The organism is Crossiella sp. CA-258035, from assembly GCF_030064675.1.
Lineage (GTDB): Bacteria > Actinomycetota > Actinomycetes > Mycobacteriales > Pseudonocardiaceae > Crossiella.
Map to the genome: position 1 here is coordinate 1852227 of NZ_CP116413.1, position 15042 is coordinate 1867268.

Annotated in this window: 14 protein-coding genes; 3 read left to right on the forward strand and 11 right to left on the reverse strand. The window is 71.6% G+C overall.

What is annotated here, in order from left to right:
- Positions 1-10: 10 nt before the first annotated feature.
- Together N8J89_RS09075 and glnA are read right to left on the reverse strand one after the other, a co-directional pair.
- A complete protein-coding gene (locus N8J89_RS09075) occupies positions 11-535 on the reverse strand; it encodes a hypothetical protein (RefSeq protein ID WP_283663890.1) in 525 nt (174 codons plus the stop codon).
- Positions 536-730: 195 nt separating this feature from the next.
- The gene (gene glnA, locus N8J89_RS09080) at positions 731-2155 is read right to left on the reverse strand and encodes a type I glutamate--ammonia ligase (RefSeq protein WP_283663891.1); all 1425 of its coding nucleotides are present in this window, start codon (positions 2153-2155) and stop codon (positions 731-733) included.
- Positions 2156-2371: 216 nt separating this feature from the next.
- Between glnA and N8J89_RS09085 the strand changes: the two genes are divergently transcribed.
- Positions 2372-2824 (forward strand): RDD family protein, encoded by a 453-nt coding sequence (locus tag N8J89_RS09085; RefSeq protein ID WP_283663892.1) that lies wholly within the window; start codon positions 2372-2374, stop codon positions 2822-2824.
- A 7-nt stretch (positions 2825-2831) separates the two neighbouring features.
- Here the strand turns inward: N8J89_RS09085 and N8J89_RS09090 are convergent, their stop codons facing one another.
- From N8J89_RS09090 to N8J89_RS09105, 4 genes are all read right to left on the reverse strand, one after another.
- Positions 2832-3575, reverse strand: a complete 744-nt coding sequence (locus N8J89_RS09090) for a DUF4191 domain-containing protein (protein ID WP_283663893.1) — start codon at positions 3573-3575, stop codon at positions 2832-2834.
- 283 nt (positions 3576-3858) lie between these two features.
- The gene (lipA, locus tag N8J89_RS09095) at positions 3859-4860 is read right to left on the reverse strand and encodes a lipoyl synthase (RefSeq protein WP_283663894.1); all 1002 of its coding nucleotides are present in this window, start codon (positions 4858-4860) and stop codon (positions 3859-3861) included.
- 64 nt (positions 4861-4924) lie between these two features.
- Positions 4925-5860: an oxidoreductase gene (locus tag N8J89_RS09100; protein ID WP_283663895.1), complete on the reverse strand. Its 936-nt coding sequence runs from the start codon at positions 5858-5860 to the stop codon at positions 4925-4927.
- A gap of 307 nt (positions 5861-6167) precedes the next feature.
- Positions 6168-6659, reverse strand: coding sequence for a hypothetical protein (locus N8J89_RS09105; protein WP_283663896.1), 492 nt, complete (start codon positions 6657-6659; stop codon positions 6168-6170).
- Positions 6660-6779: 120 nt separating this feature from the next.
- Between N8J89_RS09105 and N8J89_RS09110 the strand changes: the two genes are divergently transcribed.
- Positions 6780-7445, forward strand: coding sequence for a TetR/AcrR family transcriptional regulator (locus N8J89_RS09110; RefSeq protein WP_283663897.1), 666 nt, complete (start codon positions 6780-6782; stop codon positions 7443-7445).
- A gap of 21 nt (positions 7446-7466) precedes the next feature.
- Positions 7467-8402, forward strand: a complete 936-nt coding sequence (locus N8J89_RS09115) for an LLM class F420-dependent oxidoreductase (protein ID WP_283663898.1) — start codon at positions 7467-7469, stop codon at positions 8400-8402.
- Here N8J89_RS09115 and N8J89_RS09120 read toward each other — a convergent pair whose 3' ends face one another.
- The 5 genes from N8J89_RS09120 to N8J89_RS09140 form a co-directional block, all read right to left on the reverse strand.
- Positions 8403-8867, reverse strand: a complete 465-nt coding sequence (locus N8J89_RS09120) for an ArsR/SmtB family transcription factor (RefSeq protein ID WP_283663899.1) — start codon at positions 8865-8867, stop codon at positions 8403-8405.
- Positions 8867-9970, reverse strand: a complete 1104-nt coding sequence (locus tag N8J89_RS09125; RefSeq protein ID WP_283663900.1) for a serine hydrolase — start codon at positions 9968-9970, stop codon at positions 8867-8869. The genes N8J89_RS09120 and N8J89_RS09125 overlap by 1 nt, the downstream gene beginning before the upstream one ends.
- Positions 9971-10008: 38 nt before the next feature.
- On the reverse strand, positions 10009-13158 hold the full coding sequence (locus tag N8J89_RS09130; RefSeq protein WP_283663901.1) for an AfsR/SARP family transcriptional regulator: 3150 nt from the start codon (positions 13156-13158) through the stop codon (positions 10009-10011).
- 180 nt (positions 13159-13338) lie between these two features.
- Complete coding sequence (lipB, locus tag N8J89_RS09135) at positions 13339-14076, reverse strand: lipoyl(octanoyl) transferase LipB (protein WP_283666126.1); 738 nt, start codon at positions 14074-14076, stop codon at positions 13339-13341.
- A 12-nt stretch (positions 14077-14088) separates the two neighbouring features.
- The gene (locus tag N8J89_RS09140; RefSeq protein WP_283663902.1) at positions 14089-14997 is read right to left on the reverse strand and encodes a TIGR01777 family oxidoreductase; all 909 of its coding nucleotides are present in this window, start codon (positions 14995-14997) and stop codon (positions 14089-14091) included.
- Positions 14998-15042 lie beyond the last annotated feature (45 nt).

Consider the following 15042-nt stretch of genomic DNA (forward strand, 5'->3'; position numbering starts at 1 on the left):
AGCGCTGGCGTTACTCGCCATCGGCGAGGTCACGCGCCAGCGTGGCAGTGAGGTCGTCGAGACTGGATTCGATCATCGGCCAGGAGATTTGCTCCGGTGGCTCCTGCTTCAAGGCGACGTAGCCGGTCATCATGTCGAGCTTCTCGACGTGGGTGAGAACCGATGGTGCGGTCTGAGGCGACAGCAAGCGCACGCGTCCCAGAAGGAGATCCATCTGTCGACGGTCGATGTCACCGGCGGACTTCGCATTGACCCAGTGACTCCACAGTTTCGGAGATGGGGATCGCCCGATGATCATGTAGTGCTGGAACTTCCGAAGGTCGCGCTGCCATTTGTCGACGGTCGCAAGTACGTCGGCGTACAGATCTCGCTTCTGGTCAGTGAATCTGTGGCGGTCTTCCCGCACCCACTGGGTTTCGCGGAGCTTGAACTCTCGCCGTCCTTGCATCAGTTGACCGACCACAACGCCGATGAGCGCGATCAGAGCACCGATCGCAGATGCACCCAACGGGATGAGCAGGTTGATGTTGGTCATGCAGAGACTGTGAACCTTCAGTGTCACCGAGCGGTGCCGACAGGGACACAAACGGCCGAGGGCCGGGTGGTCGTGGTGACCAACCCGGCCCTCGGCCGTTGGAGCTGCTGGCGTCTCAGGTCCCAATCACACGGCCTGGAGACGGCCTATCCAGGGCCTCAAGCCAGGAAATGCCTGGTAGAAGCCCGGGACCGATCACACGTCGTAGTAGAGCGCGAACTCGTACGGGTGCGGGCGGAGGCGGATCGGGTCGATCTCGTTCTCGCGCTTGTAGGAGATCCAGGTCTCGATGACGTCTGGGGTGAACACGCCGCCCTCGAGGAGGAAGTCGTGGTCGCGCTCCAGGTTGTCCAGGACCTCGCCCAGGGAGCCGGGGACCTGGGGGACGTTCTTGGCTTCCTCGGGGGGGAGCTCGTAGAGGTCCTTGTCGATCGGGGCCGGGGGCTCGATCTTGTTCTTGATGCCGTCCAGGCCGGCCATCAGCATGGCGGCGAAGGCCAGGTACGGGTTGCCGGAGGAGTCCGGGCAGCGGAACTCGACGCGCTTGGCCTTGGGGTTGTTGCCGGTGATCGGGATGCGGATGCACGCCGAGCGGTTGCGGGAGCTGTAGACCAGGTTCACCGGGGCCTCGTAGCCCGGCACCAGGCGGTGGTAGGAGTTCACCGTCGGGTTGGTGAAGGCCAGCAGGCTCGGCGCGTGGTGCAGCAGGCCGCCGATGTAGTGCCGCGCGGTGTCGGACAGGCCGCCGTAGCCGGACTCGTCGTGGAAGAGCGGGGAGCCTTCCTTCCACAGCGACTGGTGGGCGTGCATGCCCGAGCCGTTGTCACCGTAGAGCGGCTTCGGCATGAAGGTGGCGGTCTTGCCGTTGGCCCACGCGGTGTTCTTGACGATGTACTTGAACAGCTGCAGGTCGTCCGCGGCGTGCAGCAGGGTGTTGAACTTGTAGTTGATCTCGGCCTGGCCCGCGGTGCCGACCTCGTGGTGGGCGCGCTCGACGGTGAAGCCGGAGTCGATCAGGTTCAGTGTGATCTTGTCGCGCAGGTCGGCGAAGTGGTCGGTCGGGGAGACCGGGAAGTAGCCGCCCTTGAACTTGACCTTGTAGCCCTTGTTGCCGCCCTCTTCGTCGGCGCCGGTGTTCCACCAGCCCGCGACCGAATCGACCTCGTGGAAGGAGGCGTTCTCCCGGTTCTCGAAGCGCACCGAGTCGAAGAGGTAGAACTCCGCCTCCGCCCCGAAGAAGCAGGCGTCGGCGATGCCGGACTCGGTGATGTACTGCTCGGCCTTGCGCGCGATGTTGCGCGGGTCGCGGCTGTACGGCTCCCGGGTCAGCGGGTCGTGCACGAAGAAGTTGATGATGAGGGTCTTCTCGATCCGGAACGGGTCGAGCCGCGCGGTGGCCACATCGGGCAGCAGCAGCATGTCGGACTCGTGGATCGACTGGAAACCGCGCACCGAGGAGCCGTCGAAGGCGAGGCCCTCCTCGAACGTGTCGCGCTCGAACGAGGCGGCAGGCACGGTGAAGTGCTGCATGATGCCGGGCAGGTCGCAGAACCGCACGTCAATGAACTTCACGCCGTTGTCGGCGATGAAGCTCAGGACCTCGTCGGGATTGGTGAACACCCTCGTTGGCTCCTTCGTTGTTGTGCCGGCAGGGCCGGCGTCTTCGCACGCCGTCAGGACAACCGGCGCAGAGCCGGCCCTGTTGCGAGTGACCGTATGACCATGGTGTTGCTCGGTCATCACCCGAGTGTTTCACCGGTGTTAACGACGCCCCATCTCGGGGAACGGCACCACCTGGTCGGGGCAACCACATCAGCCCGGCCTACCCTTGACACCGTGAGCAGGTGGACGGGTTCGTGGTTGTCAGGACCGGGCGCGGCGCGGGAGGGTGATCCGGCCGAAGAGCCTGGTCATCGAGGGGAGCGGCTCGGGCTGCCGGAGTCCGGGCTGGGCTCGGTGGCCGGGACCGGACGCCGGTTCCTGGCGCTGCTCATCGACTGGGTGCCGTGCGCGGCGGTCGGCAACTTCCTCACCACCAACCCGGCGGTGTCCACGATCGCGCTGTTCGCGTTGCTGACCGTGGTCAGCCTGGCCGTCTTCGGCCGTACGCCAGGGCACTGGGTGGCCGGGATCAAACCGGCCTCGCTGACCGGGCAGCGGCTGTCCTTCGGGCACTCGGTGCTGCGCACCCTGCTGCTGTGCCTGGTGATCCCGCCGCTGGTGATGGATGTGGACGGACGTGGCCTGCACGACCACGTCGCCCGCACCGTCGTCACGATCGCGCGTTAGAGCTGCCTCACCGGCGGCGGATGGTGCGCTGCACGTTGCGCATCTTCGCGCCCTGCGGCAGCGGGCCCTTGGGCAGCGCGGCGCCCCGGCTGGCCAGCGCGGCCAGTCGCTTCTCGATGACGTCCATCTGGGCCACGGTGATGTTGCGCGGCAGCTTGGACAGGTGGGTCTGCAGGCGGCGCAGCGGGACCTGCTTCTCGTCCTCGTCGTTGCCCACGATGACGTCGTAGATCGGGGTGTCGCCGATCAGCCTGCCGATGCGCTTCTTCTCCTGGGCGAGCAGCGGCTTCACCCGGTGCGGCACACCCTCGCCGACCAGCACCACACCCGGGCGGCCGAGCACCCGGTGCACCGCGTCCAGCTGGGTGGTGCCCGCGACCGCCTGGGTCACCCGCCACTTGCCGCGCAGGTTGCCCAGCGCCCACGCCGCCGCGCCGGCCTGGCCGTCGGCCTTGGAGTACACGTTGCGCTGCACGCGCCGGCCGAAGATGCTCACCGCGAGCAACGCGCCGATGGCGATGCCCAGCGGCAGCACCACCCACGGGTAGCCGATGAGCCAGCCGATCCCGAACACCACGCCCGTGCTGCCCAGCACCGCCAGGATCATCAGCGGCAACAGCCACTTGTCCTCACGGCGCTGCATCTTGAACGCTTCGAAGATCTGCTTGCGGCGTGCCTTGGACGCGGCGCGACGCTCGCGGCTTGCTTCCTTGGCAGCCGCCTTGTCCAGCTTGGGGGGCTTCGGGGCCATGGTCCCAGGATACGGCCGTGACCCCGGCTCACCTATTCGGGCGGGTGAAGCCCGAGCAGGAGCCCCCGCGACTCCGCGAAACAGCCGTCGCCTTGCGCGGAAGAGGCGTGGCGCGCCAGCGACACGGCGGGCTCTTGACTCCGCGGCGGGGTTGATTTTTCGCGTCGTGCGTTCGTGCCCTCGACACACCGAAGCTTGCTTCGGCGGTGTGGCGAGGGCACGAACGCACGACATAAGGAGCGAAAAATCCCGCGTGCGGAGCACGCCAATGTCACAGCTCCCGCTACCTGGCCATCAGGGCGGTGATCTCCTGGGCGCCCGGACCGGCCTCCGCGAGGTGGCTCAGGTGCTCGGGAACCTGCTCGCCGCGGAACTGCTTCGCCTGCGCGTACAGCCGCCCGGCGCGGTAGGAGGACCGGACCAGCGGGCCTGCCATCACGCCGGCGAAGCCGATGCGCTCCGCCGTTTCCTTGTGCGCGACGAACTCCTCCGGCTTGACCCAGCGCTCCACCGGGTGGTGGCGCAGGCTCGGCCGCAGGTACTGGGTGATGGTGATGATGTCGCAGCCCGCGTCGTGCAGGTCCTGCAGCGCCTCGGTGACCTCGTCCGGGGTCTCGCCCATGCCGAGGATCAGGTTGCTCTTGGTGACCAGGCCGGACTCGCGGGCCTCGGTGATCACCTGGAGGGAGCGCTCGTACCGGAAGGCGGGGCGGATCCGCTTGAAGATGCGGGGCACCGTCTCCAGGTTGTGCGCCAGCACCTCGGGGCGGGAGCCGAAGACCTCGGCCAGCTGCTCGGGGTCGGCGTTGAAGTCCGGGATGAGCAGCTCGACGCCGGTGCCGGGGTTGAGCGCGTGGATCTGGCGGACCGTCTCGGCGTAGAGCCAGGCGCCGCCGTCGGGCAGGTCGTCGCGGGCGACGCCGGTGACGGTGGAGTAGCGCAGGCCCATGGCCTGCACGGACTCGGCCACCCGGCGCGGTTCCTCGGCGTCGAAGTCGGCGGGCTTGCCGGTGTCGATCTGGCAGAAGTCGCAGCGGCGGGTGCACTGGTCACCGCCGATGAGGAAGGTGGCCTCGCGGTCTTCCCAGCACTCGTAGATGTTGGGGCAGCCGGCTTCCTCGCAGACCGTGTGCAGGCCCTCGCGTTTGACGAGGCCCTTCAGCTCGCGGTACTCGGGACCCATCTTCGCCCTGGTCTTGATCCACGAGGGCTTCTTCTCGATGGGCGTCTGGCTGTTACGAACCTCCAGCCGCAGGAGCTTGCGGCCCTCGGGCACCACGGTCATACCCGTCAGACTACGTCCCCGCGGCCGGTGACCCCAGCCCAGCGGGGGAGGGCGCGGTCACACGTCAGGCCGGGTCCGGCGCGATCCCGGTCAACTTGCCGCTGACCTCGTACAACTCCGCCGCCACCGCGGTGTCCTGGGACTCCGGCGAGCAGCCGGCCAGGCCGGGGCCGCCCCAGACCTCGCCCGGTCCGGCCGGTCCGTAGTACTGCCCGCCGCGCACCGTCGGCGCGGTGGCCGCGTACAGCTGGGAGAGCACCCCGCGCTCGGTGCGCATGGTGGCGACCTTGTTGAACAGGCCGACGCCGACCTCCAGCAGCTTGTTCCGCCTGGCCCGCCCGCCGTTGGCGGCCAGCTCGGTGTCGGTGAGGCCGGGGTGCGCGGCCAGGCTGAGCACGTCGGCGTCGGCCGCGGACAGCCGGCGGTCGAGCTCCTGGGCGAACATCAGGTTGGCCAGCTTGGACTCGCTGTAGGCGACGAAGGCGTTGTAGCGGCGGCGCTCGTAGTTGAGGTCGTCCAGGCGCAGCGTGGTGCGGCGGTGCGCGAGGCTGGACAGGGTGACCACCCGCGCGCCGGGGGCCTGCCGCAGCGCGGGCATGAGCAGCCAGGTCAGCGCGGCGTGGCCGAGGTGGTTGGTGCCCATCTGGATCTCGAAGCCGTCCGCGGTGCGACCCAGCGGCGGGCCGAAGACGCCCGCGTTGTTCATCAGCACGTGCAGCCGGTCACCGGCGCGTTCCCGGATGTCCGCGGCCGCCGCGCGCACCGAGGCCAGGTCGGACAGGTCCAGCCGGACCAGTTCGACCTTGGCCCTCGGCGCGGTGGTGCGGACCTGGTCGACGGCGCGCGCCCCGCGCTCCGGCGAACGGCAGGCCAGTAAGAGGTGCGCGCCCTTGGCGGCCAGCGCGTAGGCGCTGTGCAGACCGAGCCCGGAGTTGGCCCCGGTGATCACGATGGTGCGCCCGCTCTGGTCGGGCATGTCCTCGGCCGTCCAGTCCCGCATGCCGCCCACCCCGTCTCGCCGCCGTCGAGTGCCCAGTCTCCCGGACACCCAGTCCAACGCCGTGGGCGGGCGAGAGTTCCGAAGGGCGGGCAGAGAGGGGGATGCGCACCCACTTGCCGCGTTGGAAGGCGTGGCGCGCCAGCGACACGCCGGGCTCTTTGACCCTGCGACGGGTGTGATTTTTTCGCGTCGTGCGTTCGTGCCCTCGACACACCGAAGCTTGCTTCGGGGGTGTGGCGAGGGCACGAACGCACGACATGAGGAGCGAAAAAATCCCGCGTGCGGAGCACGCCAATGTGACAGTTCTTTAAGCGCTGGCAGCCATCCGCCGGAACAGTCCCCGGGTCGAGCTGCACCGGGACTGCGCGCGCTCGCCATCCCGGGCCAGTGCCAGGAACGCCGCCCCAACCCGCTCGATCTCCTCAGCGGACTCACGCACATCGGCCAGCCCGGTCACCAGCGCCAGCGTCCGCCGCTCGTGCGCGATCGCCTCCGGGATCTCGCCAGCGCCCGCGTCGAGCAGGCGGCGCAGCGTGGGCTCCTCGGTGGCAAGGCGCTGCCAGGCGGCGGTGGCGGCTTCGACCCGGTCGCCGTGTTCGTGCAGGGCGAGCTCGAGGTGGCCGGTGAGGCGGAGCATCCAGCGGTAGTGCAGGGCGGCCAGCAGTTCGGCGTGGTCGGTGAAGATGTCGGCGGCGTGGGGGATCTCCGCCAGCGGCACGGTGGATTCCCCGGTGCGCTCGGCCCAGCGCAGGGCGGCGTCGATGACGTCTCGCCGCCGGTAGAAGTCGTTCCAGCTCATGGCGCCCCTCCTTGTCGCGACCCGCCCCATACCCGGAGTTTCCGGCGTACCGACGGTATGGCTCCGACACGGAGAACATACCACGAGTACGTACCGTCGGTATGTCGTAGTGTTGTGAGTATGGCGACAGCGCGGCCGCGGCGTATGGAATATTCGGAATCCACCAGGCAGGCCCTGGTGGACAGCGCCGTGGAGCTGTTCACCAGAAAGGGTTACGCGGGCACCTCGCTTGATGAGATCGCGGCGAAAGCGCGGGTCACCAAGGGCGCGCTCTACCACCATTTCGGCGGTAAGCAGGCATTGTTCGAGGCCGCTTTCGACTCGGTGGAGACCGACATGCTGGCCCGGCTGGCCAAGATCGTCGCGCAGCCCGGCGACCCGTGGGAGAGCGCGATGGCCGGTCTGCGCGCCTACCTGCGGGTCTGCCTCGAGCCCTCCTACCAGCGGATCGTGCTGCACGAGGGGCCGGTGGTGATGGGCTGGGAGCGCTGGCGGGAGGCCGAGGAGCAGTTCAGCTACGGCCTGGTGCGGGCCACCGTGGTCGGGCTGGCCGAGTCCGGCGAGATCGACGACCTGCCGGTGGAGCCGATGTCCCGGCTGATGTTCGGCGCGCTGGCCGGCAGCGCCACCCAGATCGCCAACGCGGCCGACCCGAAGAAGGCCAGCGAGGAGGTCGGGACCTGCATCGAGCGGGTGATGCAGGGCCTGCGGCTGCTGCACAAGGTGGGCAACGCCGAGCCGATCCGGGTGGAGACCTCGGTTCCGCGCAGGACGCGCCGTCGTTGAACCCGGGATAGCGTGTTCCGCGTGGACTTCAGGATCTTCACCGAGCCCCAGCAGGGGGCCAGCTACGACGATCTGCTCCGGGTCGCGCGCGCGGCCGAGGACGCCGGGTACGACGCGTTCTTCCGCTCCGACCACTACTTGAAGATGGGTTCGGTCAGCGGGCTGCCCGGCCCCACCGACGCCTGGGTGACGCTGGCCGGTCTGGCCAGGGAGACCAAGCGGATCCGGCTGGGCACGCTGATGACCGCGGCCACCTTCCGCTATCCGGGTCCGCTGGCGATCCAGGTCGCGCAGGTGGACCAGATGTCCGGTGGCCGGGTGGAGCTCGGGCTGGGCGCGGGCTGGTTCGAGGCCGAGCACCGCAACTACGGCATCCCGTTCCCGGACGTGGCCGAGCGCTTCGACCGCTATGCCGAGCAGCTGGCGGTGATCACCGGGCTGTGGCGGACGCCGGAAGGTGAGACCTTCAGCTTCGACGGCGAGCACTACCAGCTGACCGACTCGCCCGCGCTGCCCAAGCCGGTGCAGGCCGGTGGCCCGCCGGTGCTCATCGGCGGCCGCGGCGCCAAGCGCACGCCCGCGCTGGCCGCGCGCTACGCCGCCGAGTTCAACCTGCCCTTCGCCGACCCGGCCACCGCGGTGCGCCAGTTCGAGCGGGTGGAGGCGGCCTGCGCGGAGATCGGCAGGGACCCCAAGGAGATCATCCGCTCGGCCGCGCTGGTGCTCTGCCTCGGCCGGGACGAGTCCGAGGTGGCCCGCCGGGCCGCGGTGATCGGCCGCGAGGTGGACGAGCTGCGCGCCAACGGGCTGGCCGGCACGGTGGCCGAGGTGGTGGACAAGCTCGGTGCCTGGCGCGAGCAGACCGGCATCAGCCGGGTCTACCTGCAGGTGCTCGACCTCGACGACCTGGACCACCTGGAGCTGGTGGCCGCCGAGGTCCTGCCGCAGTTCCGCTGATCAGGCCTTCAGCTGGCCCGCGATGTCCGCCGCGGCCGCCAGCAGCACCAGGGCCGGGACCAGCGCGGTCCCGCGCAGCCGGTAGCGACCGCGGCCGTCCTGTTCGACCAGGCCGGCCGCGGTCAGCGGTTTGAGGTGGTGGTACAGCTGGCCGGTGGAGCCGACCTCGGCCTCGGCCTGGAGCTCGGCCGCGGACCGCGCGCCCTGCTCGGCGAGCAGCCGGACCACCTTGGCCCGCACCGGGTGGCCCAGCGCGGCCAGCACCTCGATGCGCGGGCCGTCCGGCAGCGCGAGCACCCGGTTGGCCGGCAGGGCGATGGACCACTCCAGGTCGGGAGAGGTCAGGCGGCCCTGGTAGCTGATCACCCCACCGGCCTCGGCCACCGCCTGCTCGGCGATGCCCTCCAGGGCCGCCACCCTGGCCTCCAGGTCGGCGACGCGCTTGGCCAGCTGCTCGTTGGTCATCAGCTGAGCATGCCTGGCGTTCCGGTGAGCGCGGTGGCCACCCTGTCCAGCCACGCCGGGTCGAGCAGCAGGTCGAGGACTGCGCGCAGGTAGATCGAGCTCTCCCCGGTGATGGCGGTCCAGTCCGGTTCGGTCATGCCGGTGAACAGCACCGCGACCGTGCCGATCCGGCCGTCCCGCCAGCGCACGGACATGCCCGCGGTGAGCAACCCGGCCAGCGAGCCGCCCTTGAAGCCGATGCCGGCCACCTCGGGCGGCCGGGCCGCGGCCAGGCTGTGCTCCATGTGCCGCCGGGCCGGTTCCGGGAAGCGGCCGGCCGCCAGCGCCCGGTGCAGTCCAGCCAGGGTGGCCGCGGAGGCGCCGCCGCTGTCCCGGACCCAGGCGGTCTGGGTGTCCCAGGACGGGATGCCGGTGAGCACCTTGGCGCGGGCGTGCGCGCGGAAGGCCGGGTCGGTCAGGAAGCGCCGTTCCAGGCGCTCACCCATCTCCCGGCGCGGCACGCCCGGCCGGACCTCCTCCGGCAGCAGCAGGCAGAGGAAGTCGCCCAGCTTGGACCGGGTGTCCGCACCGGCCCAGCCGCCGCGCAGCGCGGCCCGGCGCAGTGCGGGCTCACCGAGCAGGTGGCGCAGGTAGTCGGTGGCCGCGTTGTCGCTGAAATAGATCATCGTGCCGGCGATCTGGTCCAGGGTGACCAGCTGGTCCGGGTCCTTGGCCAGGCGGGTCACCGAGTCCATCGGGATGCCGAGGGACTCCTGCGCGGCCACGTGCGCGCCGCCGTCGGTGTAGGGCAGGTAGAAGTTCTCCCAGTCGCCGACCCTGACCTTGGTCGCCGGGTCCAGCCGGGCCAGCGCGTAGGCGGCCAGGTGCACCGGCTTGACCGCCGAGGCCAGTGGCTGGGCGACGTGCGCGCGGTGGGCGAGGCACTTCCGGCCGTTGTGGGCGTAGGCGCTGACCAGGCCGGGGTTGGCGGTGAGCCAGGCGAGCAGGCCCTCCCGGGTGGTGAAGTCCGCGGCGGCGCGGGGTGCGGCGGTGGCCAGGCCGGGCAGCAGGGTCGCACCGGCGGCCAGGGCGGTGGCGGTGAGCAGGTGACGTCGAGACAGCATGGTTCCCCCGTCTTCCGGATTTCCGTAATTCCGGAAGTCTAGAGGATCGGAGTCCGGTTGTCCTCCAGTGCCTCGCCGAGCAGGGCCAGGCCCTGGTCCTGCTCCAGTCGCTGGCCGGCGGCGGTGGCCTGGCGGACGGCCAGTTCGGCGGCGGCGCGGGCGGCCTCGGCCTCGCCGAGGCCCAGCAGGGCCGCGCCCTGGGCGAGCAGCGCGCCGGGGCCCAGGCGAGTGGGTTCGCCGGCGGCGGCGATCAGGTCCAGGGCGGCGGTGGCCGCGGTCAGCGCGTCGCGCGGGCGGCCGGTCTGGCGGTGCGTGCGGGACTGGCCGACCAGCGCGGCGACCTGCGCCCACAGGTAGCCGCCTGCCTCGGCCAGCGCCTGGGCCTGGGCGTGCAGCTCGGCGGCGCGGCGGGGTTCGGCGCAGTCGGCGAGCACGGTGAGCGCGTCGGCCTCGCAGACCCGGTGCGCCAGGTCGCGGGCCAGCCGCAGGGCCTGCTCGGCCTCGCCTGCCGCCTGGTCGTGGTCGCCCAGCAGGCGGTGCGTCTCGGCCAGGGTGGTCAGCACCTCGACCGCGAGGCGGCGGTGGCCCAGCTCGCGGAAGTCGGTGAGGGCCTCGGTGAGCACCGCCTTGGCCTGGGCGTGCGCGCCGCGGACCAGGTGGGCGCGGCCGAGGCCGTAGCGGCCGTAGGTGACCACCAGCTGGGAGCCCTCGGCCAGGCCGATGTCCACGATGGTGCGGAAGTGCTCCTCGGCCTCGGCCAGCTCGGCCAGGTCCACGCACAGGTGGCCGAGGTTGGCCCTGGCCATGGCCTGCCGGTGCGGGTCGGCCGAGGCGTGCGCCTGCCGCAGGTGCGCGCGGGCCTCGGTGAGCCTGCCCAGGTTGAGGCAGACCAGGCCGAGGTTGTTCAGGGTGGCGAACTCGCCGTCCTGGTCGCCCAGCCGCCGCTGGATGCGCAGCGCCTGCTCGTAGTGCCGGGCCGCGGTGTGGTTGTCGCCGAGGGTCCAGTGCAGGGTGCCCAGGCTCAGCCGCATGGCCGCCTCGCCGGGCAGGTCGGGTTCGGCGATGGCGGCGGCCAGTCCGGTCTCCACCACGTGCAGCCAGTCCGCGACCTGACCGGTGTGGTGGAAGTAGCCGCGCAGCGCGTCGGCCAGGTACCAGGAGTAGTGCGCCAGCGGTCCGGCGCAGATGGTCGCGGTGGCCGCGATGTTGGCGCATTCGGCGCGCAGCCAGGCGATCGCCGCGGCCGGCCGGGGGGTCCGGTTCGGCCGGGGCGCGGGCAGCGGGAGCTGGACGATCTCCGGGTACAGGCTGCGCGCGGCCGCGCGGGCGGTGTGCAGGTAGTAGGCCAGCAGCGCGCGCCGGGCCGCGTCCAGGGACTGGGCGGTCTCCTCGGCGGCGGCGCGTTCGGCGGCGTAGAGCCGGATCAGGTCGTGCGCCTGGTAGCGGTCGCCCGCCTGGTGCTGCACCAGGTTGGCGGTGCAGAGCTGGCGCAGCAGCGGCAGCGTGGTGTCGACGGGCAGCGCGGCCAGCGCGGCCGCGACCTCCTTGGTGAAGTCGTTGCCCGGCACCAGGCCGAGCAGCCGGAACAGGCGCTGGGCCGGTGGGTCGAGCATGTCGTAGGACAGGTCGAAGGCGGCCTGCACCGCGGTCGCGTCGTCGCCCTCGATGCGCAGCCCGGCCAGGCGTTCGGCGCTGAGCTCGGCCACGTAGTCGGCGATCCGCGCGCTGGGGCGGCCGGCCAGGTTGCCCGCGGCCACCCGCAGGGCCAGCGGCAGGTGCCCGCAGAGCCTCGCCAGCTCGGCGGCCGCGGCGGGTTCGGCGGCGACCAGGTCCACGCCCAGGATCCCGGCCAGCAGGTGCTGGGCCTCGCCCGGGGAGAGCACCTCCAGCGGCACCGGGCGGGCGCCGTCCAGCACGGTCATCCCGCGCAGCGCGTTGCGGCTGGTGATCAGCACCGCGCAGCCGGGCTCGCCGGGCAGCAGCGCGCGCACCTGCTCCGGGCCGACCGCGTTGTCCAGCACGATCAGCAGCCGCCGCCCGGTGAGCAGCGAGCGGTACTGCGCGGCCCGTTCCTCCGGCTCCAGCGGGATCTGTTCCGGGGTGACGCCGAGGGCGCGCAGGAACCGGCTGAGCACGTCGGCGGGGGCCAGCGGCGGGCCGGGGGAGTAGCCGTGCAGGTTGACGTAGATCTGGCCGTCCGGGAAGTGCGCGCGCACCTCGTGCGCGGCCTGGACGGCCAGCGCGGTCTTGCCGACACCCGGTGGTCCGGTGAGGGTGACCACGGGCACCGACATGGCCGAGCCCGCACCGCGGAGCAGCTCGCCGATGTGGCCGATCTCGGCGTCCCGGCCCACGAAGTCGGCGATGTTGGGCGGCAGCTGGGACAACCCCGCCCCGCGCGGGGCGGCGGCCGAGGGGGCGCTGGTGTGCGGGGTGGCCGGGCCGAGGGAGCTGTCGTTGTTGAGCACGGCGCGGTGCAGGGCGCGCAGCTCCTCGCCGGGGTCCACGCCGAGCTCCTCGGCCAGCTTGCGGCTGACCGCCTGGAACGCCTCCAGGGCCTCGACCTGCCGGTTGGAGCGGTAGAGGGCGAGCATCAGCTGGGCCCAGAACTGCTCGCGCAGCGGGTACTGGCCGGTGAGGCCGTACAACTCGCCGACCACGTCCTGGTGCGCGCCCAGCCGCAGCCGGGCGTGCAGCCGGTCGGCCACCGCTTGCAGGCGCAGCTCCTCCAGCCAGCGGGCCTCGCCGGACTGGAGCGACTCCGAGGGCACGTCGGCCAGCGCGGGACCGCGCCACAGGGCGAGCGCCTCGGTGAGCAGGCCGACGATCCGGCGGGGGTCGTCACCGGCGAGCTTGACCTGCTCGGTGAGCCGCCGGAAGCGGTGGATGTCCAGGCACTCGGGGTCCAGCTCCAGGCGGTAGCCGTCGGGTTCGGTGTGCAGCAGCACCTCGGCGCCGAGGCTCTGGCGCAGTCGCATCACGTAGACCTGGAGGGTCTGCCTGGGCTGGCTGACCGGCTGCTCACCCCAGACCCGTTCGGCGAGCTCGTCGAAGGAGACGTGCTGGTTGGCCCGCAGCAGCAGGCTGGCCAGCACGGTCCGCTGTTTCGCGGCCTTCACCGTGGTGGGCTGCCCCCCGAGCAGCACCTGCAGTGGACCCAGCAGACCGAAGGACAACGGGCCGTGCACAGAAACCCTCCCCTGGACCGGACCCTCCGGCGCATGACCCCCAGCTGTCGGACAGCGAGGAGCCAGCTTACGTCGCTGAGTGCCGAGTTCGGACACGTCCGAGTGAGGGCAACCCCGATTGGAGCAGTCAGCGAGGCGGGGTGAGCGGCGGGTCCGGCCGGGCGAGGACTCCGGTGCCGGTCAGTTGGGCAGCGCGAAGGTGATGCCCGGCGCGCTGACCTCCGGCCGCGGCAGCCAGCACTCCGACAGCGGCAGCGCGCCGGAGAGCGCGTCCAGCACGGCCTGCTCCGCCAGCGGCTCGACCTCGGCCACGGTGACCCGGCGGCCCAGCTCCGCGGTCAGCGAGGTGACCCCGGCGTCGGCGATGCCGCACGGGATGATCCGCTCGAAGGCGGACAGGTCGGCGTCGCAGTTGATCTCGAAGCCGTGCATGGTGACCCCGCGCTGCACCCGGATGCCGATCGCGGCGATCTTGCGCTCGATCCGGGTCTCGTCGGCGGCCAGCCACACGCCGCTGCGGCCCTCGACCCGGCCCGCGGGCAGACCGAGGTCGCGGCAGACCTTGATCAGGCCCTCCTCCACCCTGCGCACGTAGTCGACCACGTCCACCGGGTCGGTCAGCTTGACGATCGGGTAGCCGACCAGCTGGCCTGGCCCGTGCCAGGTGATCTTGCCGCCGCGGTCCACCTCGACCACCGGGGTGCCGTCCACCGGCCGGTCCTCCGGCTGGGTGCGCTTGCCCGCGGTGTAGACGCTGGGGTGCTCCAGCAGCAGCAGGGTGTCCGGGCCGTTGCCGTCGGCGCGGGCGTCCAGGACCTCGCGCTGGAGGTCCCAGGCCTGTACGTAGTCAATGCTGCCGAGGTGACGGACCAGCACGGGTTCGCTGGACTCCCGGCAGGAGAGGTGACTGTTGTTCAGCACTCCTCGACCCTACGCCGCCGGTTCACCCTCCGGAACGGCGGCGGCCAGCGCCGCGGCCACCGTCGGGTGCTGGTGGACGTAGCCGTTGCGGCGCAGCACCGCGGGCAGCGCGCGCTGCCCGAACAGGGCCATCTCCTGGGCGGCCTCCGCGCCCAGGGCCAACTTGAGCGCGAACTCCGGCACCACCCAGGGCGCGGGCCGGTGCAGCGCCTCGGCCAGCGCGGCGGTGAACTCGGCGTTGGTCACCGGCGCCGGTCCGGTCAGGTTGACCGGGCCGCTGACCTGGCTGTGCTCCAGCGCGAACCGGATCGCGCCGACCTCGTCGTCCAGGGAGATCCACGGCATGTACTGGGTGCCGGAGCCCAGCCGCCCGCCGAGCAGGAAGGAGAACAGCGGCCGCAGCCGCCCGAGCAGGCCGCCGTGCGCGGAGAGCACCAGCCCGGTGCGCACCCGCACCACCCGCCCGCCGGACTCCTCGGCCGGCTCGGCGGCGGCCTCCCAGTCCCGGCACAGCCCGGCCAGGAAACCCGCGCCGGAGTCGGCGGTCTCGTCGATCTCCCGGTCGCCGGTGTCGCCGTAGTAGCCGACCGCGGAGCCGCTGACGAAGACCGGGATCCGGTGCCGGGCCACCGCCTCGGCCAGCACCGTGGTCGGCACGATCCGGCTCTCCCGCAGCTGGGCCTTGCGCTCCTCGGTCCAGCGCTTGTCGCCGATGCCCGCCCCGCTCAGGCTGACCACCGCGTCCGCGCCGTCCAGCGCGCCGTCGGCGAACTTGCCCGCCGGTGGGTCCCAGCGGCGTTCGTCAGGGGCGGCCGGGGCGCGGCGCACCAGGCGGATCACCTCGTGGTCGTTCTCCCGGAGCTCGCTCACCAGGGCGCTGCCGATCAGGCCGGAGGAACCGGCGACCACCACTCGCATGCCTCGATCGTGCTGCATGCTCGCCGATACCGCGACCCGCCAACG